Annotated in this window: 23 protein-coding genes; 17 read left to right on the top strand and 6 right to left on the bottom strand. The window is 62.5% G+C overall.

Annotation, left to right across the window (positions count from 1 at the left end):
* Positions 1 to 17: 17 nt before the first annotated feature.
* Together PQU89_RS14005 and PQU89_RS14000 are read left to right on the top strand one after the other, a co-directional pair.
* Positions 18 to 863, top strand: coding sequence for a CheR family methyltransferase (locus PQU89_RS14005; protein ID WP_272766366.1), 846 nt, complete (start codon positions 18 to 20; stop codon positions 861 to 863).
* 48 nt (positions 864 to 911) lie between these two features.
* Positions 912 to 1,298, top strand: coding sequence for a group II truncated hemoglobin (locus PQU89_RS14000; protein ID WP_047966954.1), 387 nt, complete (start codon positions 912 to 914; stop codon positions 1,296 to 1,298).
* Positions 1,299 to 1,376: 78 nt separating this feature from the next.
* Here PQU89_RS14000 and PQU89_RS13995 read toward each other — a convergent pair whose 3' ends face one another.
* A complete protein-coding gene (locus tag PQU89_RS13995; protein WP_047966955.1) occupies positions 1,377 to 1,736 on the bottom strand; it encodes a dihydroneopterin aldolase in 360 nt (119 codons plus the stop codon).
* Positions 1,737 to 1,804: 68 nt separating this feature from the next.
* On the opposite strand from PQU89_RS13995, the gene plsY reads away from it, so the two are divergent.
* Positions 1,805 to 2,431: a glycerol-3-phosphate 1-O-acyltransferase PlsY gene (plsY, locus tag PQU89_RS13990; protein ID WP_272766365.1), complete on the top strand. Its 627-nt coding sequence runs from the start codon at positions 1,805 to 1,807 to the stop codon at positions 2,429 to 2,431.
* A gap of 60 nt (positions 2,432 to 2,491) precedes the next feature.
* Here plsY and PQU89_RS13985 read toward each other — a convergent pair whose 3' ends face one another.
* Positions 2,492 to 3,880, bottom strand: coding sequence for a cryptochrome/photolyase family protein (locus tag PQU89_RS13985; RefSeq protein WP_272766364.1), 1,389 nt, complete (start codon positions 3,878 to 3,880; stop codon positions 2,492 to 2,494).
* A gap of 324 nt (positions 3,881 to 4,204) precedes the next feature.
* Here PQU89_RS13985 and PQU89_RS13980 point away from each other — a divergent pair, with 324 nt between their 5' ends.
* The 7 genes from PQU89_RS13980 to yacG all read left to right on the top strand — a co-directional run bounded on the left by PQU89_RS13980 (position 4,205) and on the right by yacG (position 10,713).
* Positions 4,205 to 5,167 carry a porin gene (locus PQU89_RS13980; protein ID WP_272766363.1) on the top strand — a complete coding sequence of 321 codons (963 nt, stop codon included), beginning with the start codon at positions 4,205 to 4,207 and terminating at the stop codon, positions 5,165 to 5,167.
* A 170-nt stretch (positions 5,168 to 5,337) separates the two neighbouring features.
* Complete coding sequence (gene pilB / locus PQU89_RS13975) at positions 5,338 to 7,041, top strand: type IV-A pilus assembly ATPase PilB (RefSeq protein ID WP_272766362.1); 1,704 nt, start codon at positions 5,338 to 5,340, stop codon at positions 7,039 to 7,041.
* A gap of 16 nt (positions 7,042 to 7,057) precedes the next feature.
* Positions 7,058 to 8,275, top strand: coding sequence for a type II secretion system F family protein (locus PQU89_RS13970; RefSeq protein ID WP_272766361.1), 1,218 nt, complete (start codon positions 7,058 to 7,060; stop codon positions 8,273 to 8,275).
* The gene (locus PQU89_RS13965; protein WP_272766360.1) at positions 8,275 to 9,129 is read left to right on the top strand and encodes a prepilin peptidase; all 855 of its coding nucleotides are present in this window, start codon (positions 8,275 to 8,277) and stop codon (positions 9,127 to 9,129) included. The genes PQU89_RS13970 and PQU89_RS13965 overlap by 1 nt, the downstream gene beginning before the upstream one ends.
* Positions 9,122 to 9,769 carry a dephospho-CoA kinase gene (coaE, locus tag PQU89_RS13960; RefSeq protein WP_272766359.1) on the top strand — a complete coding sequence of 216 codons (648 nt, stop codon included), beginning with the start codon at positions 9,122 to 9,124 and terminating at the stop codon, positions 9,767 to 9,769. The genes PQU89_RS13965 and coaE overlap by 8 nt, the downstream gene beginning before the upstream one ends.
* The gene (zapD, locus tag PQU89_RS13955) at positions 9,766 to 10,524 is read left to right on the top strand and encodes a cell division protein ZapD (RefSeq protein ID WP_272766358.1); all 759 of its coding nucleotides are present in this window, start codon (positions 9,766 to 9,768) and stop codon (positions 10,522 to 10,524) included. The genes coaE and zapD overlap by 4 nt, the downstream gene beginning before the upstream one ends.
* 6 nt (positions 10,525 to 10,530) lie before the next feature.
* Complete coding sequence (gene yacG / locus PQU89_RS13950) at positions 10,531 to 10,713, top strand: DNA gyrase inhibitor YacG (RefSeq protein WP_272766356.1); 183 nt, start codon at positions 10,531 to 10,533, stop codon at positions 10,711 to 10,713.
* Positions 10,714 to 10,782: 69 nt separating this feature from the next.
* On the opposite strand, the gene PQU89_RS13945 is transcribed toward yacG, so the two are convergent.
* Entirely contained in the window at positions 10,783 to 12,021 is a 1,239-nt protein-coding gene (locus tag PQU89_RS13945) for an N-acetylmuramoyl-L-alanine amidase (protein WP_272766355.1), read from the bottom strand.
* Entirely contained in the window at positions 11,982 to 12,473 is a 492-nt protein-coding gene (gene tsaE, locus PQU89_RS13940; protein ID WP_272766354.1) for a tRNA (adenosine(37)-N6)-threonylcarbamoyltransferase complex ATPase subunit type 1 TsaE, read from the bottom strand. The genes PQU89_RS13945 and tsaE overlap by 40 nt, the downstream gene beginning before the upstream one ends.
* Between tsaE and queG the strand changes: the two genes are divergently transcribed.
* Complete coding sequence (gene queG / locus PQU89_RS13935) at positions 12,472 to 13,551, top strand: tRNA epoxyqueuosine(34) reductase QueG (RefSeq protein WP_272766353.1); 1,080 nt, start codon at positions 12,472 to 12,474, stop codon at positions 13,549 to 13,551. The two genes, tsaE and queG, sit on opposite strands and share 2 nt — an antisense overlap.
* A 41-nt stretch (positions 13,552 to 13,592) precedes the next feature.
* Here queG and PQU89_RS13930 read toward each other — a convergent pair whose 3' ends face one another.
* Both PQU89_RS13930 and PQU89_RS13925 read right to left on the bottom strand, forming a co-directional pair.
* Positions 13,593 to 14,054: a GNAT family N-acetyltransferase gene (locus PQU89_RS13930; RefSeq protein WP_272766352.1), complete on the bottom strand. Its 462-nt coding sequence runs from the start codon at positions 14,052 to 14,054 to the stop codon at positions 13,593 to 13,595.
* On the bottom strand, positions 14,054 to 14,473 hold the full coding sequence (locus PQU89_RS13925; RefSeq protein ID WP_047966967.1) for a MaoC family dehydratase: 420 nt from the start codon (positions 14,471 to 14,473) through the stop codon (positions 14,054 to 14,056). The genes PQU89_RS13930 and PQU89_RS13925 overlap by 1 nt, the downstream gene beginning before the upstream one ends.
* A gap of 306 nt (positions 14,474 to 14,779) precedes the next feature.
* On the opposite strand from PQU89_RS13925, the gene PQU89_RS13920 reads away from it, so the two are divergent.
* The 6 genes from PQU89_RS13920 to carB all read left to right on the top strand — a co-directional run bounded on the left by PQU89_RS13920 (position 14,780) and on the right by carB (position 23,882).
* Complete coding sequence (locus PQU89_RS13920) at positions 14,780 to 15,529, top strand: electron transfer flavoprotein subunit beta/FixA family protein (protein WP_120809220.1); 750 nt, start codon at positions 14,780 to 14,782, stop codon at positions 15,527 to 15,529.
* A gap of 3 nt (positions 15,530 to 15,532) precedes the next feature.
* The gene (locus PQU89_RS13915; RefSeq protein ID WP_272766351.1) at positions 15,533 to 16,465 is read left to right on the top strand and encodes an electron transfer flavoprotein subunit alpha/FixB family protein; all 933 of its coding nucleotides are present in this window, start codon (positions 15,533 to 15,535) and stop codon (positions 16,463 to 16,465) included.
* Between the two features lie 189 nt (positions 16,466 to 16,654).
* The gene (locus PQU89_RS13910) at positions 16,655 to 18,439 is read left to right on the top strand and encodes an acyl-CoA dehydrogenase (protein WP_272766350.1); all 1,785 of its coding nucleotides are present in this window, start codon (positions 16,655 to 16,657) and stop codon (positions 18,437 to 18,439) included.
* A gap of 358 nt (positions 18,440 to 18,797) precedes the next feature.
* Positions 18,798 to 19,931 carry a glutamine-hydrolyzing carbamoyl-phosphate synthase small subunit gene (gene carA / locus PQU89_RS13905; protein ID WP_272766349.1) on the top strand — a complete coding sequence of 378 codons (1,134 nt, stop codon included), beginning with the start codon at positions 18,798 to 18,800 and terminating at the stop codon, positions 19,929 to 19,931.
* Between the two features lie 16 nt (positions 19,932 to 19,947).
* Positions 19,948 to 20,595 (top strand): leucine efflux protein LeuE, encoded by a 648-nt coding sequence (gene leuE, locus PQU89_RS13900; RefSeq protein WP_272766348.1) that lies wholly within the window; start codon positions 19,948 to 19,950, stop codon positions 20,593 to 20,595.
* Between the two features lie 77 nt (positions 20,596 to 20,672).
* On the top strand, positions 20,673 to 23,882 hold the full coding sequence (gene carB, locus PQU89_RS13895) for a carbamoyl-phosphate synthase large subunit (protein WP_272766347.1): 3,210 nt from the start codon (positions 20,673 to 20,675) through the stop codon (positions 23,880 to 23,882).
* Positions 23,883 to 23,988: the final 106 nt, after the last annotated feature.

Here is a 23,988-nt window from a genome sequence, read left to right as displayed (position 1 = left end):
CCACGATGCAAAACAAGATGCCGCCCATCATTCTGCCCAAGATCGACTTCACCCGCGAGTTCGCCTTCAGCGACCAGGAGTTCGAGCGCATCCGGCAGCTGATCTACAAGGAAGCCGGCATTGCGCTGAACCCGACCAAGAAGGACATGGTCTACGGCCGGCTGGTGCGCCGCATCCGCGAGCTGAAGCTGAACAGCTTCGCCGCTTATATCGACTTCCTGCAATCGATCGCCGGCAAGCGCGAGTTCGAGCAGTTCGTCAACGCGCTGACCACCAACCTGACCTTCTTCTTCCGCGAAGAGCACCATTTCCAGATCCTGGCGGAGCACCTGAAGAAGCTGGCCGGCAAGGGCGAGATCAATATCTGGTGTGCGGCGTCGTCGACCGGCGAAGAGCCGTACTCGATCGCGATCGCCGCGCTGGAAGCGCTGGGCAGTGGCAGCCGCATCCAGATCCAGGCTACCGACCTCGATACCAGCGTGCTGGAGGTTGGCCGCAAGGGCATTTACAGCGCCGACAAGATCTCGCGGCTGCCGGCGGGGCATGCCGCGCGTTACTTCGACAAGCTGCCGGACGGCAACTACCAGGCCAAGGCGCAGCTGCGCGAGATGATCAGCTTCTCGCGGCTGAATCTGGTGGATGCCAGCTGGGCGCAGCGCAAAAGCTTCGACGCGATCTTCTGTCGCAACGTGATGATCTATTTCGATCGTGACACCCAGCTGGCGGTGCTGAAGAAATTCCACCCGCTGCTGAAGGCGCACGGTCTGCTGTTTGTTGGCCACTCCGAGAACTTCTACTTCGCCGCGGACTATTTCACCCTGCGCGGCAAGACGGTGTACGAGCTGGCCAAGGCCCGGGCGTAATCGGGCGTACCGATATTCACGCGGGCAGCGCCCGCGGCAAGGAAAAACATGCAGGAAATGACCCCTTACGAGCTGCTCGGCGGCGCCGGCGTGGTGCGCTGGCTGACCGACCGCTTCTACGACATCATGGACAGCGACCCGGCGGTGAAGCCGCTGCGCGACATGCACCCGGCGGATCTGACCGCATCGCGAGAGAAGCTGTACATGTTCCTCTCCGGCTGGCTGGGTGGCCCGCCGTTGTTCATGGATACCTTTGGCCATCCGCGACTGCGGCAGCGGCACATGCCGTTCGCGGTGGACGGCGAGGCGCGCGACCAGTGGATGAAGTGCATGACGCAGGCGGTGAACGAGCTGGTGTGCGAGGACTGGCTGAAGGCCAGGCTGCTGGAGGCGTTCTACAATACCGCCGACTTCATGCGCAATCGTGAAGACTGAGCGGTCTTCCACTCCCCCAAAAACATTGCGGCCAACCTGATACCAGGTTGGCCGCAATGTTTTGCCGTGAGCGGGGGATCAGCGCGGGCGGTGGCCGCGTTCGATCATCACGCCGACGTGCTTCACGTCCGGCAGTATGTTGAGCTTGGTGACCGCCACCTTGGTCCACGGCGCGCCGAATTCCTCGCGCACCATGCGGGCGATGTGCTCGGCCAGCGCCTCGATCAGCAGGAAGTGCTGCTCGGCCAGCGACTGGCGAATGCGCTCCACCACCACGCCGTAGTGGATGGTGTCGCCAATGTCGTCGCTATGGCAGGGTACTTCGCTGGGGATGCCGATCTCCAGATCCAGCAAGATAGTCTGGGGCGCCAGGCGCTCCCAGTCATAAACGCCGATCACTGTCTCGGCGCGCACTTCGCGCAAAAATATGATGTCCATCGCTGCGGGCTTTGGGTTTACTGCCCGATACCGTAAAATGCCAAGTCTTGCATTCTAGTGGATAAGCCATGACCACAACAGCGTTTGCCTTTATTTTGGGCGCCTACCTGATCGGATCCCTGTCGTTTGCGGTGATTGTCACCCGTCTGATGGGGATGGCCGATCCGCGCACCTACGGCTCGAAAAATCCCGGTGCCACCAATGTGCTGCGTTCCGGCAAAAAGCTGGCCGCGGTGCTGACGCTGCTGGGCGATGGCGTCAAGGGCTGGCTGGCGGTGTTCCTGGTCGCCAGTTTTGGTCCTGACTACGGTCTGGGCGAGCAGCAGGTCGCCATGGCCGGTCTTGCGGTGCTGTTCGGCCACATGTGGCCGGTGTTCTTCGGCTTCAAGGGCGGCAAGGGCGTGGCCACCGCAGTGGGCGTGCTGCTGGCTTTCAGCCCGTGGCTGGCGCTGGCGGCGCTGGCTACCTGGCTGTTCATGGCCTTCGTGGTGAAGATTTCCTCGCTGTCGGCCATCGTCGCCTGTGTGATGGTGCCGGTGTACGCCTACTTCATCGTTGGCCCGCAGAGCGTCTACTTTGGCACCTGCATCATCATCGCCATTCTGGTGGTGCATCGCCACAAGTCCAATCTGGTGAACCTGCTCACCGGCACCGAGGACAAGATCGGCAAAGCGGACGAGCAGGGCAAGTCCTGAACCCTGGGCGCCAGCAAAAAAAAAGCCTGTCACTGACAGGCTTTTTCTTTGTGCGCACGGTTAATGTTGATCGCGTGCGAACAGTTGCAGCGCCGCGGCGCGCTGCTGCGCATGGTCGACCACCGGTGCCGGATAGTCGCGGCCGAGCACAAAACCGGCCGGCAGCGCTTTCGCCAGCCATGGCGCATGGATTGCCTTGTCGTCCAGTGTCGCCAGCTCCGGCACGTAGCGACGGATGAACTGGCCCTTGCTGTCGAATTTTTCCGATTGCGTCACCGGGTTGAAGATGCGGAAGTAGGGCTGCGCATCACAACCGGTGGACGCCGCCCACTGCCAGCCGCCATTGTTGGCCGCCAGATCGAAGTCCAGCAGCTTCTGCGCAAAATAGGCCTCGCCCCAGCGCCAGTCGACCAGCAGATCCTTGACCAGGAAACTGGCGGCAATCATGCGCAGCCGGTTGTGCATGTAGCCGCTGTGGTTGAGCTGGCGCATCGCGGCATCGACGAGCGGGTAGCCGGTACGCCCGTCGCACCAGGCCTCGAACAGCTCCGTGTCATTGGGGAAGGGCAGGCCGCGGTACTCCGGCTTGAAGCTGTCGCCGGCCACCGCCGGGAAATGCCACAGCAGCTGCTGGTAGAACTCGCGCCAGATCAGCTCGTTCAACCAGCACTCCGCCCCTTCCGATGGTTCCGCCAGCGCGGCTCGCACCGCCTCGCGTACCGACAGCGTGCCAAAGCGCAGGTGCGCCGACAGGTAGGACACGCCCTTTACCGCCGGGAAGTCACGCAGCGTCTTGTAGTGCGCGATGCGGTGGCAGAAATCGTCCAGCAGCGCCAGCGCGCCACTGCGCCCGGTCTGCACCCGCAGTCCGTCCAGCGAAGCCTCGCCGAAACCCAGCTCCGCCAGTGTCGGCAGCGGGCGAAGCGCGGCCGGCGTCGCCAGTGCGCCGCGCAAGGCGGTGCTGGCTTCCGCCGCCAGCGCCGGGTGAAAGCTCTGCCGCCAGCACTTCATGTACGGGGTATACACGGTGTAAGGCTTGCCCTGGCCGGTGAGCAGCTGGTCCTGCTCGAAGATCACCGTATCCTTGTATAGCTGCAACTGGCCAAGGTTGGCCGCAAGCTGCTTCGCCACTTCCGCATCGCGCTGCCGCGCATACGGTTCGTAGTCGCGGTTGGCGTAGACGCTGGCACAGCCTAGCTCGCGCGCCAGCGCCGGAATCTCTTGCACCGGATCGCCATCCCGCCACAACAGTTCGCCGCCGGTGTCGCGCAGTGTCTGCTGCAATTCCGCCAGGGCGGCGTGGATGAAGACCAGGCGTTTGTCGTCCGGCGGCAGAGTGGCCAGAATCCTGCGGTCAAACACGAACACGCAATGCACGCTGGCACCGCTGCGCAAGGCGGCATTCAGCGCCACGTTGTCACTGGCACGCAGATCGCGGCGAAACCACATCAGAACGCTTGCTTGGCTCATGGTTTTGACTGGGTTATGTGTGAAAAAACAACAGATATCTTGGTTGTGATCAATTGTGTTGCGAAAAAGATACTGCTGTTGTTTTTTGTATTTTTTAAAAAAAACAATGACTTGTGTTGATTTTGTGCCGGCTTTGTATCTGGCTTCAACACAAATGCGTAAAGCGCTTTTGTTTTTTCGCAACGCCCCGCTGTATATTGCCATCCAGAAACCGCCGCCTAACCGCGGTGGTCAATACAGCCCCGCCGGGCCACAGGCTCCGGCAAAACACGGGCAGTGTACATGACCTCGAAAGGAACACACATGAAGAAGCTGATCGTTCTGGCTACTCTGGCTGCGCTGCCAGCTGCTGCAATGGCTGACGTTGTTATCTCCGGTAACCTGGCTGTTGGTATCACCAACACCAAAGAGTCCGGCACCGGTTCCCTGACTACTCAAGACCGTACTTCCGGCGAAATCAAATTCGCTGGCAAAGAAGATCTGGGCAACGGCCTGAAATCCATCTGGCAGATCGCTACCAAGATCAACCTAGCTGACTCCAAAGACGAAAGCGCTGCTGAAGAGAATGCTTGGGGCACCCGTGAGTCCTTCGTAGGTCTGCAAGGTGACTTCGGTACCGTGAAGCTGGGTAACATCTACAACATGCCAACTTCCGGTCAGCTGGCTATCTTCGAAGACCTGTCGGCTACTTTTGATTCTGCTATCTACGACCAAGGCACTCGTGTAAACAACACCGTTGCCTACGTAACTCCGTCGATCGCCGGCTTTACCGCTACCGTACAGCACTCCTTCGGCAAATCCAAGGATGCTGAAGAAGCCAAAGCGCACGCTCAGACTCTGAGCCTGGCCTACGAAGGCGAAGGCTTTGGCGTATCTTATGATGGTCGTCGCACCAAGGATGCTGATCTGAACAAGACTGGCAAACTGCACGAACTGAACGCAACCGTATCGCTGGATGCACTGAGCCTGGTAGCCGGTTATGCCCACGATAAGGCTGCTAACGGTGACAAGCGTAGCGGTTATGGTCTGTCCGCTTCTTACGCTCTGGGCAACCTGAAGCCGATGGTTGGCTTCTGGAAAGAGGGCGACCTGAAAGAAGCTGACGGCGACAAGATCAACGACGGTCACAAGGCTTACGCTGTTGGTGTTGAATACGCTCTGTCCAAGCGCACTCGCGCTGGTGCCCAGATCTCCAAAGTCAACTACGACGACAACGCTGATGGTTCCGTGCGCCGTGCAATGGTATACCTCGGTACCAAGTTCTAATCATCGCTTGATGGTTTGATCTGAAAAGGCTGCTTCGGCAGCCTTTTTTTATTGCAACCGCCATTGCAAAGCGCTAAAGCCGACGGCAATGCCATCATTTGTTGCGCCACCATGAATCCCGTCCCGTTTTCTTCGTATAATCCCCTCATCCTTTTCTGGCGAATAATGTCATGAGCACAGCAAGCATTTCCGGACTGGCACGTGCCCTGGTGCAGAACGAGCGGCTGGCGACGGCAGATGCCGAGGCGCTGTTCAAGCAGGCGCAGACCACGCGGGTGAGCTTTGTCGAGCTGCTGGTGCAGAGCAAGAAAATGAGCGCCATCGAGGTGGCGGTGTTTGCGGCCAACATGTTCGGCTTGCCCTTGCTGGATCTGGCCGCGCTGAGCCAGGACGGACTGCCGCGCAATCTGGTGGACGATGACACGGTCAATAACGGCCGCTTGCTGCCGCTGTACAAGCGCGGCAACAAGCTGTTCATCGCTACCTCCGATCCGACGCAGGCGACGCTGTTCCATACCATTACCTTCAAGACCGGTCTCAGCATCGATCTGGTGGTGGTGGAGGACGACAAGCTGGCGCGGGCGATTGGCCGCTATGCCAGCAATCCGAGTAAGGTGCTCAATGATCTGGCCGGTGACGAGTTTGGTGAGCTGCAGCTCACCGATGGCGATGCCCAACTGGAGAGCGACAGCCTGCCGGATGTCGATGATGCACCGGTAGTGAAGTTCGTCAACAAGGTGCTGATGGATGCCATCAATGGCGGCGCATCCGACATTCACTTCGAGCCCTACGAAAAGTTCTTCCGTATCCGCTATCGTATCGACGGTATCCTGAAGGAGATCGCGCAGCCACCGCTGGCCATTCGCGAGAAGCTGGCATCTCGCATCAAGGTGGTGTCGAAGATGGACATCTCGGAAAAGCGGGTGCCACAGGACGGTCGCCTGAAGCTGGTGATCTCCAAGCACCGTGCGGTGGATTTCCGGGTCAGCACCTTGCCGACGCTGTATGGCGAGAAGATCGTGATGCGTATTCTCGACTCCTCCAGTGCCGCGCTGGATATTGAGCAGCTCGGTTTCGAGCCGGAGCAGAAGGAGATGCTGCTGCGGGCGATCGAGAGGCCTTACGGCATGGTACTGGTGACCGGGCCGACCGGTAGCGGCAAGACGGTGTCGCTGTATACCTGCCTCAATATCCTGAACCAGCCGGACAGTAATATCTCTACCGCGGAAGACCCGGTGGAGATCAACCTGCCCGGCATCAACCAGGTCAACGTCAACGAGAAGGCCGGGCTGACCTTTGCCTCGGCGCTGCGCGCCTTCCTGCGTCAGGATCCGGACATCATCATGGTCGGCGAGATCCGCGACTTTGAAACTGCGGATATCTCGATCAAGGCGGCGCAAACCGGGCACATGGTATTTTCTACCTTGCATACCAATAATGCCCCGGCGACACTGACCCGGCTGCTGAACATGGGCGTGGCGCCGTTCAACGTCGCCAGCTCGGTATTGCTGATCATGGCGCAGCGACTGGCGCGACGGCTGTGCCCGCACTGCAAGGCACCGGTCGAGATTCCCGAGCCGGCCTTGCTGCGTGCCGGCTTTAGCAAGGAAGAGCTGGACGGCAGCTGGCAGCCGCACGGCCCGGTCGGCTGCGAGGAGTGTCGTGGCGGCGGTTACAAGGGACGGGTCGGCATCTACGAGGTGATGCCGATCACCGACGCCATGGTGCGGTTGATCATGAGCGGCGGCAACGCGATGGATATTGCCGACCTCGCACGCAAGGAGGGCATGGTCGATTTGCGCCATGCCGGCCTGCTGAAAGTAAAACGTGGCCTGACGTCGCTGACTGAAATCGAAGCCGTTACCAACGAATAATAGACAAGCGATCACTATGCCCACGCCAAGCAAGAAGCCCGTTTCCCATGTCTTTGTCTGGGAAGGGCGCGACCGGGCCGGCAAGGCCATCCGCGGGGAAATTCGTGCCGAGTCGGAAACCGTGGCCCGCGCCCAGTTGCGGCGGCAAGGGGTCAGCCCGACCAAGCTGAAGAAGCGCAGCGCCAGCCTGCGGCAGCACATCACCGAGAAGGATGTTGCGCTGTTTACCCGCCAGCTGGCGACGATGATGAAGGCCGGGGTGCCGCTGTTGCAGGCCTTCGACATCGCGGCCAAGGGCCACAGCAATGCCGCCTTTGTGCGCATCCTGCTGGATGTGCGCTCGGAGGTCGAATCCGGCAGTAACCTGGCCGATGCCTTTCGCAAGTATCCGCTGTACTTCGACAAGCTGTTCTGCAACCTGATCGCCGCCGGCGAGGCGGGCGGGGTGCTGGATGCCTTGCTGGACAAGCTGGCGACCTACAAGGAAAAGGTGATTGCCATCAAGGGCAAGATCAAGTCGGCGATGATCTATCCGGCGGCGATTATCGCCACCGCCTTCATCATTACAGCGGTGATCCTGATCTATGTGATTCCGGCGTTCAAGGAACTGTTTTCCAGTTTTGGAGCCGATCTGCCGGCACCGACGCAGATCGTGATCTGGCTGTCCGACCTGTTCGTCGAGTACTGGTGGATGGTGTTCGGCTCCATCGCAGTGGTGATCATCGGTACCGTCAAGCTGTACCAGCGCTCGCCCAAGATGCAGGCGGCGATGGACCGTTTCGTGCTGAAGGTGCCGGTGATCGGCGACGTGGTGCGCAAGGCGACCATTGCGCGCTGGGCGCGGACGCTGTCGACGCTGTTTACCGCCGGCGTGCCGCTGGTGGAGGCGCTGGACTCGGTGGCCGGGGCTGCCGGCAATCAGGTGTATGCCGAGGCCACCAAGGTCATCCAGTCGGATGTCAGCGCCGGCTCGACCCTCAACAACTCAATGCAGCGTTCCAACCTGTTTCCCAATATGGTGCTGCAGATGACCTCGATCGGCGAGGAGTCCGGCTCGCTCGACTCCATGCTGGACAAGGTGGCGGATTTTTATGAAGACGAAGTCGATAATGCGGTGGCGTCGCTGTCCAGCTTGCTGGAGCCGATGATCATGATCATTCTCGGGGTGCTGATTGGTGGCTTGGTGATCGCGATGTACATGCCGATCTTCCAGATGGGGCAGGTGGTCGGTTGATGCTGGCGCTATTGGCGGAGTTGCCGTTCGGCGGCCAGGTGGCGATTGCGGCGCTGTTGGGCCTGCTGCTCGGCAGTTTTCTCAACGTGGTGATCTATCGTCTGCCCTTGATGCTGGAGCGGCGCTGGGCGGCGGAGTGCGCGCAGTGGCAGGGTAACGAGTTACCGGAACAGCCGCTATTCAATCTGCTGGTGCCGGCGTCGGCCTGTCCGCATTGCCAGGCGCCGATCCGCGCGTGGCAGAACATTCCGCTCGTCAGTTACCTGCTGCAGCGCGGTCGTTGCAGCCATTGCCGGGCACCGATTTCCTGGCGTTATCCCTTGGTGGAACTGGCCAGCGGCCTGCTGTTTGCCGGCTTTGCCTGGCACTACGGCCTGTCGCCGTGGTGGCTGGTGGCCTCGCTGTTTTCGGTGACACTGCTGACCCTGGCGCTGATCGATGCCAGTACCCAGCTGTTGCCGGATGACCTGACCCTGCCCTTGCTATGGGCCGGCCTGCTGTTCAATCTGTGGAGTGGCCGGGTACCGCTGGCGGATGCGGTAATGGGCGCGGTGCTGGGCTATCTGGCGCTGTGGTCGGTGTACTGGTTGTTCAAGCTGGTGACCGGCAAAGAAGGTATGGGCTACGGCGACTTCAAGCTGCTGGCGGCACTGGGTGCCTGGCTGGGTTGGGTGCTGTTGCCGCTGGTGATCCTGCTGTCGTCGGTGCTGGGGGCTGTGTTCGGCATCCTGTTGCTGTTGCTGTCGAAGCATGAAAAAGGGCAGGCCATGCCCTTCGGGCCATATCTGGCGCTGGCCGGCTGGTGTGCCTTCGTGTGGGGGCCTGCCATCATGCAGTGGTATCTCGGTGTCTAGCCCGGTGATCGGCCTCACCGGCGGAATTGGCGCCGGCAAGAGCACCGTCGAGGTGCTGTTTGCCAGACTGGGAATTCCCTGTGTCGATACCGACCGCATCGCGCATCAGCTGACCGCTGCCGGTGGCGCCGCGATGCCGGCACTGGTGGCACAGTTTGGTGCCGCGATCCGGACACCGGAAGGCGCCATGGACCGTGCCGTGATGCGGCAGAGGGTGTTTGCCGATGCCTGCGAGCGGCAACGGCTGGAGGCCATTCTCCATCCGTTGATCCTGGCGGAAAGCCGGCGGCAGCTGGCATTGCAACAGGCGCCCTATGTGTTGCTGGCGGTGCCGCTGCTGTTTGAAACCGCGGCTTATCGAAATCTGGTGGCCGAAACGCTGCTGGTGGATTGCGAGCCGCAATTGCAGCGCGAGCGGGTGATACAGCGCAGCGGCCTGCCGGCGGCGCAGGTGGACGCCATCATCGCCGCGCAGATGCCGCGCGAACAGCGGCGGGCACTGGCGGATGCCGTGCTTGATAATAGTGGCGATTTGGCGCTATTGTCGCTTCAAGTCGAGAACAAACATCGTTATTATCTGCAACGTTTCGCTGCGGCCAACCTTGCTACCCCTTCAAATTCTGTGGATCCGGCGCTGTGACTAGTTTCGAGTTTCCTGTTACCGAACGTACCAGAACGCTGCTCCGGCTGGAGCAGCTCTATCAGCGCTTGGCTTTCTTCATGGCGCAGGACGAGCCATACCAGCATCACGCCGCCTTGATGGCGCTGTTCGAGGTGCTGGAAGCGGCCGGCCGTACCGAGTTGAAGTCAGAGCTGCTGCAGGAGCTGGAGCGGCAGAAGCAGGCGCTGGAGAGCTGGCGTGAAAGCCCGGCCATCGAACAGGTGGCGCTGGAGCAGGTACTGGACGAGATCGAGCTGGCGTCGCAGCATCTGCTGGAGCTGAGCAGCCGCTTTGGCCAGCATCTGCGCGAAAACGAGTGGCTGATGGCGATCAAGCAGCGCTCCATCATTCCCGGCGGCACCTGCTCCTTCGATTTGCCGTCCTATCACCTGTGGCTGCAGCAGCCGGTGGCGCAACGCCGCGCCGACCTGCAGCGCTGGTCGCTGCCGCTGATGCCGACGGCGCAGGCGGCGGCCATCCTGCTGAAACTGCTGCGCGACAGCGGCAAGCATTTTTCCTATGTCGCGCGCCGTGGCGCGTTCCAGCAGATGTCCGGCGGCAAGGTGGTGCAGCTGATCCGTGTCAGCTTTGACGACAGCTACCAGGTGGTGCCGGAAGTCTCCGCCAACAAGTACGCGCTGAATATCCGTTTTGTCGATGCCGGCACCGGCGAGGTGCGTTCGCGCCAGGCGGAGCAGGATATCGAGTTCACCCTGACCTTTTGCAAGTTCTGATTACCGATGACGTCACCCACTATCGTTCCCTGTCCGCAATGCAAGACCCCGGTACGCTGGGGGCCGGACAGTCCGTACCGCCCGTTCTGCAGCGAGCGCTGCAAGCTGATCGACCTCGGACAGTGGGCCGACGAACAGTACCGCGTACCGGCGACACCGGATCTGCCGTTTGACGAGCATCCCGATTGAGCTCCGAGCGCCAGCAATGAAAAAGCCGTTGCCCGCAAGGCAACGGCTTTTTCATTGCTGGCCGGTGATTCAGATGCGGGCCAGCACCGCTCCCTGCGCAAAATACTGGCGCACGCCGGACATGATCGCCTCCGCCATCTGCTGCTGGAAGGCCGGGCTGACCAGTTTCTTTTCTTCCTCGTAGTTACTGATGAACGCGGTTTCCACCAGGATGGAGGGAATGTCCGGCGCCTTGAGTACGGCAAAGCCGGCCTGCTCCACCTGCGACTTGTGCAGGCGGTTGAGGCTGCCCATCTTGCCGAGCACCGACTTGCCCAGCTTGAGGCTGTCATTGATGGTGGCGGTCTGCGTCAGGTCGAACAGGGTGTGGGCGAGGTAGCGGTCCTTGCCGTTGATCTTGACGCCACCGATCAGGTCGGCGTCGTTCTGGCTCTTGGCTAGCAACCGCGCCATGCTGCTGGTGGCGCCGTTTTCCGACAGCGCGAACACCGAGGAGCCGTTGGCGGTGCGGTTGGCGACGGCATCAGCGTGGATGGAGATGAACAGGTCGGCGCCGAGCTTGCGCGCCTTGGCCACGCGGACCCCCAGCGGGATGAACACGTCCTCGTCGCGCGTCAGATGCGCCTTCATGTTCTTTTCGCTGTCGATCAGCTTCTTCAGCTGGCGGCTGATGCGCAGCACAACGTCTTTTTCATAGACACCGGACGGGCCGACGGCGCCCGGGTCTTCGCCACCGTGTCCCGGGTCGATCACCACGGTAATGATGCGGTTCTTGTCGGCGCGGCCCTTGCTGCCCAGCGGCGCCTGCTCGTTTAGCTGCCCCTTGTTGTAGTCCTGCAGCAGCGCCAGCAACGGATCGTCCTGCTGGCCGCTGGCCGGATACAGGTCCACCACCAGCCGGTGCCGGTACTCGCCGATCGGTTGCAGCGAGAAGATCTGCGGCTTGACCTCGTTGCGCAGGTCCAGCACCAGGCGTACGGTGTTGCTGTTGAACTGGCCGGCGCGGGCGGTCTGGATGAAGGGGTCGGCGCTCTGGATCTGCTTGTTGATGTCCTGCAGGATGCCGGTCAGCTGCACACCTTCCAGGTCGATCACCAGCCGGTTCGGCTCGGCGAGGCTGAAATGCTTGTAGCGGATGGCTTCGCTGGCCTCGATGGTGACGCGGGTGTAGGTCGACGACGGCCACACCCGTACCGCCACGATCTGGCTGCTGCTGGCGAAGCCGATGCGGCTGACGCTCAGGAAAAACGTGGCCGCGGCGGCGCCGATTAGCTGGCGGCGGCGGGGGTCGCGAGGCGGGAGAGGCATTGGTGTCCTGTTTCACTAAAGGCTTGAAGACGATAGTTGCGACCAGCGTCGCAAACCGAGAGTTCCAGCGCCAGGTCGGGCGGTGGCAGGCAGCCGCCGGCCTTGTCCGGCCATTCGACGATGCACAGCGTGTCGGCGGCAAAGTAGTCGCCGAAGCCGGCATCGTGCCACTCGTCCGGATCGGCAAAGCGGTACAGGTCGAAGTGGTGCACCGTCAGCGGCGGCAGGCTGTAGCTTTCCACCAGGGTGTAGGTTGGGCTTTTCACCCGCCCCGGATGGCCCAGTGCCTGCAGCAGGCCGCGGGTGAACGTGGTCTTGCCGGCGCCGAGGTCGCCGTGCAGTTGCAGCTGGATGCCGCCGTGCAGCACGGCGGCCAACGTGGCGCCCAGTTGCAGTGTGGCGCTTTCATCGGCAAGGAAGCCTTGCCGCAGGCTGGTATCATCCGTTGCCATGAGTGAAATATCCTGTAAAAGCGAGAATTATCGCCAATTGGCCAGCCAAATCAAGGGATGGGCCAAAGAACTCGGTTTTGCCGACGCGCGCATTACGCGGGCGGCACTGCCGGCTGAGGCCGAAACCAGCCTGCTGGCGTGGCTGGCGGCGGGCAACCACGGCGAAATGGAGTACATGGCGCGCCATGGCGTACTGCGCGTGCGTCCGGCGGAGCTGGTGCCCGGCACCGTGCGCGTGATCAGCCTGCGCATGAACTACTGGCCGGCGGCGGCGCGCGCGGCCGAGGCGGTGCTGGCCGATGGCACGCGTGCCTACCTGTCGCGCTACGCGCTGGGCCGCGACTACCACAAGGTGGTGCGCAACCGGCTGCAGAAGCTGGCCGAGCGCATCACGCAGGCGGTAGGCGAGCATGGCTACCGCGTGTTCACCGACAGCGCGCCGCTGGCCGAGGTGGCACTGGCGGCACAGGCTGGGCAGGGCTGGCGCGGCAAGCACACGCTGCTGCTCAACAAGAAGCAGGGCTCGCTGTTTTTCCTCGGCGAGATTCTCACCGATCTGCCGTTGCCGGAAGATGACAGCGAGGATGGCCACTGCGGCAGTTGTACCCGCTGTCTGGACGTCTGTCCAACCGGCGCCATCGTGGCGCCGTACCAGGTCGACGCCCGGCGCTGCATTTCCTACCTCACCATCGAGCTGAAAGGCGCGATACCGGAGCCGTTGCGGCCGCTGATCGGCAACCGCGTCTATGGCTGTGACGACTGCCAGCTGGCCTGCCCGTGGAACCGCTTCGTGGTACACACGCAGGAGGACGATTTTGCCGTGCGCCACGGGCTGGACGATGTCAGCCTGCTGGAGCTGTTCGGCTGGGACGAGGCGACCTTCGCCAGCCGCATGGCCGGCAGCCCGATCTACCGCATCGGCTACGCCAAGTGGCTGTCCAATCTGGCCATCGGGCTGGGCAATGCGCCGTATGCGGTAGAGATTGTTGTTGCGTTGCAACAGCGGCAGGATCATACGGAAGAGATGGTGCGCGAGTCGGTCGCCTGGGCGCTGGTGCAGCAACAGGCGAGAGCGTGAAAGGTTGGCCGCAATACCTGCGGCCAACCTTGGGTACCGGCTCAGTCCAGCGCGCGGGTGAAGTGGAAGGAGGAGATCACGAACTCCTTGCGCAGGTACAGCTTGTGCGCGGCGGTGCGCCAGGTGCCGGAATCCAGCACCAGGAAGCGGCAGCCCAGCGCGCGCGCCTCGGCCTCGCACCAGTCGATCAGCGCACTGCCGACGCCTTGCGAGCGCAGGCGCTCGTCGGTGACCAGGTCGTCGATGTACAGGCGCAGGTCTTCGTAGGTGTTCTCGTAGACGCGGTACAGCGCCAGTCCCAGTACCTGGTCGTCCTCGTTTAGCGCCGCCACCAGCCGCGCGCCGTAGCCACAGATGCGCGCCATCTTGGCGACGTAGTGGGTCGCGCTCTCCGGCAGCATCGGCCGCAGCTGGCGATGTACCGCCAGTGCCGCGGCCAGGATTTGCGGCTGGGTGATGTGGCCGTGCTCGTCGCACAGCCGTTCGATGCGCAGCGTGCTCATCAGGCGGGACGCGACGGCGCGATGACCAGCGATTCGCCTTCCAGTACCACATTGCCTTTCACCAGGCACTGGGTGGCGAACTTGACGCGCTTCTTCGCCGGATCCAGCTCGGTGACGGTGACGCGGGCGGTGACGGTCTCGCCGAGGCGTACCGGCGCCTTGAACTTGGTCGATTGCGACAGGTAGATGGTGCCGTTGCCCGGCAGGCGGGTGCCGACCACGGTGGAGATCAGGCCGGCGGTGAGCATGCCGTGGGCGATGCGGGTCTTGAACATCGACGCTTCGGCGTATTCCTGGTTGATGTGCACCGGATTGTCGTCGCCGGAGACGGCGGCAAACATCAGGATATCGGCCTCGGTGATGGTTTTGGCGTATTCGGCGCTGTCACCGATCTGGATATCTTCGAAGTAGACAGTCATGCTGTGCTCCCTGTTTTGGCAAGAAAAGCCGCAAGTAGGCACCACGATGGCAGCACTTGCGGCAGGAATGTCCGCTCTGTCGGCGTGTTATGACATGCTCAATTGTTGCAGCGCATTCTGACACGCTTTACCTCAAATGCAAATTACGGGGAAAATGGCGTAATATTTGTGTCACCCCTGTTGTACTGCAGTTTTTTTGTAGGCAATCTACCAATTAAACGCTTGTTTGAGATTGCGCTGTCGCCTCACGCAAAACAGCCGCACATTGACGACAATTGTTCAACTCAGAGAGTTCGCTGGAGGAATATGAAAGCTCTAGTCGCTGTGAAACGCGTTGTCGATTACAACGTGAAAGTCCGGGTCAAGGCCGATGGCACTGATGTGGATGTCGCTAACGTCAAGATGTCGATGAACCCGTTCGACGAGATCGCGGTGGAAGAGGCCGTGCGTCTGAAAGAAGCTGGCAAGGTCTCCGAGATCGTGGTGGTGTCGCTGGGGGTGAAGCAGTGCGAGGAAACCCTGCGTACCGCACTGGCGATGGGTGCCGATCGCGCCATCCTGGTGGAAACCGACGCCGAGCTGCAGCCGCTGGCGGTGGCCAAGCTGCTGAAGGCGATCGCTGACAAGGAGCAGCCACAGCTGCTGATCGTCGGCAAGCAGGCGATTGATGACGACGCCAACCAGACTGGTCAGATGGTGTCGGCGCTGCTGGGCTGGGCGCAGGGTACCTTCGCCTCGAAAGTGGATGTGGCTGCGGAAACCGTGGACGTGACCCGCGAAGTGGATGGCGGCCTGGAAACCGTCAAGCTGCGTCTGCCGGCGGTGGTGACCACCGACCTGCGCCTGAACGAGCCGCGCTACGTCAAGCTGCCGAACATCATGGCTGCCAAGAAGAAGCCGCTGGACAAAACCACCCCGGCCGAGCTGGGCGTAGATGTCGCCCCGCGTCTGAAGACCCTGAAAGTGGCCGAGCCAGCCAAGCGCTCCGCCGGTATCAAGGTAGCCAATGCCGCCGAGCTGGTGGCCAAACTCAAAAACGAAGCAAAGGTGCTGTAAGCCATGGCCATTCTCGTTATCGCTGAACACGACAACCAGAGCCTGAAAGCAGGCACTCTGAACACCGTTACCGCCGCCGCCAAGCTGGGTGAAGTGCACGTGCTGGTCGCCGGTCACAACGCCGCCGCCGCTGCCGACGCCGCTAAAGCCGTCGCCGGCGTGGCCAAGGTGCTGCTGGCTGACAATGCCGCCTACGCCCACGGCCTGGCCGAAAACCTGGCACCGCTGGTGGTGGAGCTGGCCAAGGGTTACAGCCACGTGCTGGCACCGGCTACCTCCTACGGCAAGAACCTGCTGCCGCGCGTCGCCGCGCTGCTGGACGTGGCGCAGCTTTCCGACATCATCGCCATCGAGTCGGCCGATACCTTCGTGCGTCCGGTGTACGCTGGCAACGTGCTGGCCACGGTGCAGTCGTCCGACAGCATCAAGGTGATCACCGTGCGTACCACCGCCTTCGAAGCGGCGGCTACCGGCGGTGCGGCCAACGTTGAAGCGGTCGCCACCGTGTCCGACGCCGGCCTGTCCAGCTTTGTTGGCCAGGAGCTGACCAAGTCCGACCGTCCGGAACTGGGCGCCGCCAAGATCATCGTATCCGGTGGTCGCGCGCTGGGTTCGGAAGAGCAGTTCAAGGCGGTGATCGAGCCGCTGGCCGACAAGCTGTCCGCCGCCGTTGGTGCCTCGCGCGCCGCGGTGGATGCCGGCTACGCGCCGAACGACTACCAGGTCGGCCAGACCGGCAAGGTGGTGGCACCGCAGCTGTACGTGGCGGTGGGCATCTCCGGTGCCATCCAGCATCTGGCGGGCATGAAGGATTCCAAGGTGATCGTGGCGATCAACAAGGATGAAGAGGCACCGATCTTCCAGGTGGCCGACTACGGCATCGTCGGTGACCTGTTCACCGTGGTACCGGAGCTGATCGCCGAGCTGTCCAAGTAACACCCGCAGTAATCAAAACGCAGTAATCAAAATAAGGTGCGGCGCTACGGTGCCGCACCATACAAGAACACCGGCCATGACCGGTTCGTCGGGAGGAGTCCACACCGCGCAGTGCGCAGCGTGCGGCTTGTCCGTTGGCGGACACATGGCCGGTTTTTTTGCACGAAAAATGACACAGAGGAGCTATCGATGATTTACAAGGCACCCAGCAAAGACATCCGCTTTGCCCTGAACGAGCTGGCGGAACTGCCGGCAATCTGCACCCTGCCCGGCTACGAGGACTGCTCGGTGGAACTGACCGACGCCATCCTGGAGGAGGGCGCCAAGTTCGCCGAAAACGTGCTGGCGCCGATCAACCAGCTGGGCGACAAGGGCGCCAAGTGGGCGCCGGACTGCACGGTTACCGCACCGGAAGGTTTCAAGGACGCGTGGCAACAGTATGTCGAATCCGGCTGGGTCGGCCTGCGCGCGCCGGCCGAGTTCGGCGGCCAGGGCCTGCCGGCGCTGGTGGCGCTGGCGGCTGAAGAAATGTGGTGCTCGGCCAACCTGGCGTTCTCGCTGGCGCCGATGCTGACGCTGGGCGCGATCGAGGCGATCAACCACCACGCCTCCGATGAGCTGAAAGCAATCTACCTACCGCGCATGTCCACTGGCGAGTGGACCGGTACCATGAACCTGACCGAGCCGCAGGCCGGTTCCGACCTGGCGCAGGTGCGTTCGCGCGCCATCCCGGTCGGCGACGGCAGCTACAAGATCAGCGGCCAGAAGATTTTCATCACCTGGGGCGAGCACGACATGGCGGACAACATCGTCCATCTGGTGCTGGCCCGTCTGCCGGATGCGCCGGCCGGGGTGAAGGGTATCTCGCTGTTCATCGTGCCGAAATTCCTGGTGAATGCCGACGGCAGCCTCGGTGCGCGCAACGACGTGCGCTGTGTGTCGATCGAGCACAAGCTGGGCATCCACGGCAGCCCGACCGCGGTGATGAGCTTCGGCGACGACGGCGGCGCCATCGGCTACCTGGTGGGCGAGGCCAACAAGGGTCTGTCTTATATGTTCACGATGATGAACCACGCCCGTCTTGGCGTCGGTATCGAGGGCATGGCGGTGTCGGAGCGCGCCTACCAGAAGGCGGTGGAGTACGCGCGTGAGCGGGTGCAGAGCCGCGCCGTCGGCTCGCCGGATGCGGCCGGTGTCGCCATCATCCAGCACCCGGACGTGCGCCGCATGTTGATGATGATGAAGGCGCAGATCGAGGCGCAGCGCGCACTGGCGTTCTACGCTGCCGCGGCGCTGGACCGCGCCGCACGCGATCCCGTGGCCAGCGAGGCGGCGCGCAGCCAGGCGCTGGTCAACTTCCTGATCCCGATCGTGAAGGGTTGGAACACCGAGCAGGCCAACGAGATCACCAGCCTGGCGATGCAGATCCACGGCGGCATGGGCTACATCGAGGAGACCGGCGTCGCGCAGTACTGCCGCGACGCGCGCATCACCGCCATCTATGAAGGCACTACCGGCATCCAGGCGCTGGACCTGATCGGCCGCAAGACCGCCAGTGAGGACGGCGTCACCGCGCGCTGGCTGCTGGAGGAAGTCAAGGTCACCGCCGGCAAGCTGGCGGCGGCGGGCTACGCCAGCCTTGCGGCCAACCTTGAGGTCGCGGTGAAGGACGCCGAGCGCTGCGTCGCCTTCATTCTGGAGACCTTCGGCAGCCGGCCGCAGTTGGCAGCAGCCGGTTCGGTGCCCTTCCTCAAACTGATGGGCATCGTGCTCGGCGGCTGGATGATGGGGCGCGCCGCGCTGATCGCGCGGGCGCAGCAGGGCGACGAGGATGCCGATGCCGAATTCCTCGCGGCGAAGATCGTCACCGCCCGTTTCTACGGCGAGCACCTGTTGCCGCAGACCTCCGGGCTGGCGGCTGCCATCGTCCACGGTGGCGACAGCGTGTTGGAGCTGGACGCCGCGCTGTTCTGAGTGAGCTCTCGTGAAGTGAACACCGCCGGTGCCGCAGCTGCGGCACCGGCGGTTTTTTATGCGGCGATCACCGGTGGCGGTGAACTGCGGGACGCGTGGCTAGCCGGCGGCCGACGCGGAACAACTTGCCGGCTGCGCGCATTTTTTGTAAGGTTGACGCTAGCGTAAACAAGGGCTTAGATGGTGATGGCGACTGTATCCATTGTTCAGAAAAGCATCAGTCGCCGCGCGCGGCCTTGCCGCGATGGCCGAAAACAGGATATACTTGAAAAGTTTAACCGAACGGGACAAGCGCACGTCGCTATAGTCCCGTTTGTTGTATCAATAAATCAAAAATATCATTATTAGGAGCCAGCCAGTGACAACCGTACCCGCGATTCTTGCCTTGGCTGACGGCACGCTGTTCAAAGGCGTCGCCATCGGAGCCAACGGCCACACCGTCGGAGAGGTAGTATTCAATACTGCCATGACCGGTTATCAGGAAATCCTTACCGACCCGTCCTATACCCGGCAGATCGTCACCCTGACTTATCCTCATATCGGCAACGTCGGCGCCAACTCGGAAGATACCGAGTCCGGCGCCGTCTTTGCATCTGGCCTGATCATCCGTGATCTGCCGCTGCTGCACAGCAACTTCCGTGCGGAAGAGTCGCTGTCCGATTATCTGAAGAGAAACAATGTCGTCGCCATCGCCGACATCGACACCCGCAAACTGACCCGCATCCTGCGCGAAAAAGGCGCCCAGCCAGGCTGCATCATGGCCGGCGACATCGACGAGGCGAAAGCCGTCGAACTGGCGCGCGGTTTCGGCAGCATGGCCGGCCAGGATCTGGCCAAGGTGGTCAGCTGCAAGGAAGCCTACGGCTGGACGACGCGCGAATGGCGTCTGGGCCAGGGCTATGTCGAGCAGACCGAGACCCCGTTCCACGTGGTGGCCTACGACTTCGGCGTCAAGCGCAACATCCTGCGCATGCTGGCCGAGCGCGGCTGCAAGCTGACCGTGGTACCGGCCGAGACGCCGGCCCGCGACGTGCTGGCACTGAAGCCGGACGGCGTGTTCCTGTCCAACGGCCCTGGCGATCCGGAGCCTTGCGACTATGCGATCACCGCCATCCGCGACATCCTGGATACCAAGCTGCCGGTATTCGGTATCTGCCTCGGCCACCAGCTGCTGGGCCTGGCCACCGGCGGCAAGACTTCCAAGATGAAGTTCGGTCACCACGGTGCCAACCACCCGGTGCAAGATCTCGATTCCGGCCGCGTGATGATCACCAGCCAGAACCACGGTTTTCAGGTCGACGAAGCCAGCCTTGCGGCCAACGTGCGCATTACCCACCGTTCGCTGTTCGACCAGACGGTGCAGGGCATCGCGCTGACCGATCGCCCGGCGTTCTCGTTCCAGGGACACCCGGAAGCGAGCCCGGGTCCGGAAGACGTGGCTTACCTGTTTGACCGTTTCATCTCGCTGATGGCCGCGCACAAGCCGGCCTGATCTCGGAGGACGCATCATGTTCGGTATCACTGACCTGACCACCTACCTGCTCGGCACCATCTTCATCGTGCTGCTGCCGGGCCCCAATTCGATGTATGTGCTGTCGGTGGCGGCACAGCGCGGGGTGCGGGCCGGCTTTGCCGGCGCCTGTGGCGTGTTTGTCGGTGATTTCGTGCTGATGACCCTGGCCGCAACCGGCGCCGCCGGTCTGCTGCAGGCCAACCCGGCGCTGTTTGCCATCGTCAAGTATGCCGGCGGCGCTTATCTGGCGTGGATCGGCATCGCCATGCTGCGTGGCGCCTGGGCCGGCTGGCAGCAGCGCCGCCAGGGCCAGGCTGCGGTGGCGGCACCGGTGCTGGACATCAACCGCCCGTTTTCCAAGGCGCTGCTGATCAGCCTGATGAACCCGAAGGCGATCCTGTTCTTCGTGTCGTTCTTCGTGCAGTTCGTCGATCCGGCCTATCACTACCCGGCACTGACCTTCGCCATCCTCGGCGCCATCGTGCAGCTGTTCAGCGCGCTGTACCTGACCACGCTGATCCTGGCCGGCAACCATCTGGCCGAGGCGTTCCGCCGCCGCCGTCGCCTGTCGGCGGCAATGGGCGGGGCGGTCGGTGCCATGTTTATCGGTTTCGGCGCCAAGTTGGCCGCCGCCAGCCTGTAACTACCCAGCGTCTCCGGCAGCAGGCCGCGTCAGCCTGCCGGAGCGTGTAAAACATTGAACAATATTGAGCGATTACCATGCCTAAACGTACTGATATCAAGAGCATTCTCATCATTGGCGCTGGCCCGATCGTCATCGGCCAGGCCTGCGAGTTTGACTACTCCGGCGCGCAGGCGTGCAAGGCACTGCGTGAAGAAGGCTACAAAGTCATCCTGGTGAACTCCAACCCGGCCACCATCATGACCGATCCGGACATGGCCGACGTGACCTATATCGAGCCGATCTCGTGGCCGGTGGTGGAGAAGATCATCGCCAAGGAGCGTCCGGACGCGATCCTGCCGACCATGGGCGGCCAGACCGCGCTGAACTGCGCACTGGACCTGGCGCGCAACGGCGTGCTGGAAAAGTACAAGGTCGAGTTGATCGGCGCGACCGAAGACGCCATCGACAAGGCGGAAGACCGCGGCCGCTTCAAGGAAGCGATGGCCAAGATCGGCCTGTCCTGCCCGCTGTCCTTCGTCTGCCACACCCTGGAAGAGTCGCTGGAAGCGCAGACCAAGGTCGGCTTCCCGACGCTGATCCGTCCGTCGTTCACCATGGGCGGTTCCGGCGGCGGCATCGCCTACAACAAGGAAGAGTTCCTGGCCATCTGCGAGCGCGGTTTCGAAGCGTCGCCGACCCACGAACTGCTGATCGAGCAATCGGTACTCGGCTGGAAAGAGTACGAGATGGAAGTGGTGCGTGACCGCAACGACAACTGCATCATCATCTGCTCGATCGAGAACTTCGACCCGATGGGCGTGCACACCGGCGACTCCATCACCGTGGCCCCGGCGCAGACGCTGACCGACAAGGAATACCAGATCATGCGTAACGCCTCGCTGGCGGTACTGCGTGAGATCGGTGTCGACACCGGCGGTTCCAACGTCCAGTTCGCGACCAACCCGGACACCGGCGAGATGATCGTGATCGAGATGAACCCGCGCGTGTCGCGTTCCTCGGCACTGGCCTCCAAGGCCACCGGCTTCCCGATCGCCAAGATCGCCGCCAAGCTGGCGGTCGGCTTCACCCTCGACGAACTGAAGAACGACATCACCGGCGGTGCCACCCCGGCCTCGTTCGAGCCGTCCATCGACTACGTGGTCACCAAGATCCCGCGTTTCGCCTTCGAGAAGTTCCCGCAGGCCGACGACCGCCTGACCACGCAGATGAAGTCGGTCGGCGAAGTGATGGCCATGGGCCGCACGCTGCAGGAGTCGATGCAGAAAGCGCTGCGCGGTCTGGAAACCGGCCTCTCCGGCTTCAACTCGGTGAGCCAGGACGAAGAAACCATCCGTCACGAACTGGGCGCGCCTGGTCCGGACCGCATCCTGTACGTGGCCGACGCCTTCCGTCTTGGCATGAGCCGTGACGACATCTTTGCCATCAGCAAGATCGATCCGTGGTTCCTGGCGCAGATCGAAGACTTGATCGGTGAGGAAAAAGCGCTGGCCGGCCGCAAGGCGGACAGCCTGGGTTACGACGAACTGCGTCGCCTGAAGCGCAAGGGCTTCTCCGACCGTCGCCTCGGCGAGCTGCTGGGTACCGACCAGGCCGCCGTGCGTGCGCACCGTTGGGGCCTGAACCTGCATCCGGTGTACAAGCGCGTGGATACCTGCGCCGCCGAATTCGCCACCAACACCGCCTACATGTACTCCACTTACGAAGAAGAGTGCGAGTCCAAGCCGACCGACCGCAAGAAGGTGATGGTGCTGGGTGGCGGTCCGAACCGTATCGGTCAGGGTATCGAGTTCGACTACTGTTGCGTGCACGCCGCGCTGAGCCTGCGCGAATCCGGTTTCGAGACCATCATGGTCAACTGCAACCCGGAAACCGTGTCCACCGACTACGATACCTCCGACCGCCTGTACTTCGAGCCGCTGACGCTGGAAGACGTGTTGGAAATCTGCCGCATCGAGAAGCCGTTCGGCGTCATCGTGCAGTACGGCGGCCAGACGCCGCTGAAACTGGCGCGCGCGCTAGAAGCCAACGGTGTGCCCATCATCGGTACCAGCCCGGACATGATCGACGCTGCCGAAGACCGCGAGCGCTTCCAGCAGCTGCTGAACGATCTGGGCCTGAAGCAGCCGCCGAACCGCACCGCGCGCAATCCGGTTGACGCCATGCGCTTGGCCGAAGAAATCGGCTACCCGCTGGTGGTGCGTCCGTCCTACGTACTGGGCGGCCGCGCGATGGAAATCGTGCACGAGCCGGCCGATCTGGAACGCTACATGCGCGAAGCGGTGAAGGTGTCCAACGACAGCCCGGTGCTGCTGGACCGCTTCCTGAACGACGCGATCGAGGTCGATGTCGACTGCGTGTCCGACGGCACCACCGTGGTGATCGGCGGCATCATGCAGCACGTGGAACAGGCCGGTGTCCACTCAGGTGATTCCGCCTGCTCGCTGCCGCCGTACAGCCTGTTCCCGGCGGTGCAGGACGAGATCCGCCGCCAGACCGAAGCGATGGCGCGTGCGCTGAACGTGGTCGGCCTGATGAACGTGCAGTTCGCGATCCAGAAAGACACCATCTACGTGCTGGAAGTGAACCCGCGCGCGTCGCGTACCGTGCCGTTCGTGTCGAAAGTGACCGGCGCGCCGCTGGCCAAGATCGCCGCCCGCGCCATGGCCGGCATCAGCCTGATCGAACAGGGCTTCACCAAGGAAGTGATTCCGCCGTACTACGCGGTGAAGGAAGCGGTGTTCCCGTTCATCAAGTTCCCGGGCGTGGATACCATCCTCGGGCCGGAAATGAAGTCGACCGGTGAAGTGATGGGCGTTGGCCGCACCTTTGCCGAAGCCTTCGTCAAGGGCCAGCTGGCTGCCGGCGACCGCCTGCCGCGTACCGGCAAGGTGTTCCTGTCGCTACGCGAAAGCGACAAGGAAGGCGGCATCGAAGTGGCGCGCGAACTGCAGAAGCTGGGCTTCGGCGTGTGCGCCACCCGCGGTACCGCCAAGGCGATGGCCGATGCCGGCATCGTGGTGCAGGTGGTGAACAAGGTGAACGAAGGCCGTCCGCACATCGTCGACATGATCAAGAACGGCGAAATCGACGTGCTGGTCAATACCGTGGACGAGAAGCGCAAGGCGATCCAGGACAGCCACGCCATCCGCCGCTCCGCGCTGCAGATGCGCGTGCCGCAGTACACCACCCTGGCCGGTGCCAAGGCGGTCTGCGTCGGCCTGTCGCACGTCGATGATTTCGACGTCTACAGCGTGCAGCAGCTGCACGCCGAGCTGAAGGGCTAAGCACGGTCAAAGGTTGGCCGCATGCGGCCAACCTTTGAACCCGGAGCAAAATCTCGTTACAATCACCACTGAATCAAACGTCCAGCAAAGCCGCCGTCCCGTACGG

Origin of the sequence: Vogesella indigofera, from assembly GCF_028548395.1 — a bacterium.
Classification (GTDB): domain Bacteria; phylum Pseudomonadota; class Gammaproteobacteria; order Burkholderiales; family Chromobacteriaceae; genus Vogesella; species Vogesella indigofera_A.
Note: the sequence above shows the minus strand (reverse complement) of the source record. Positions and strands in the feature narration are given on the sequence as shown.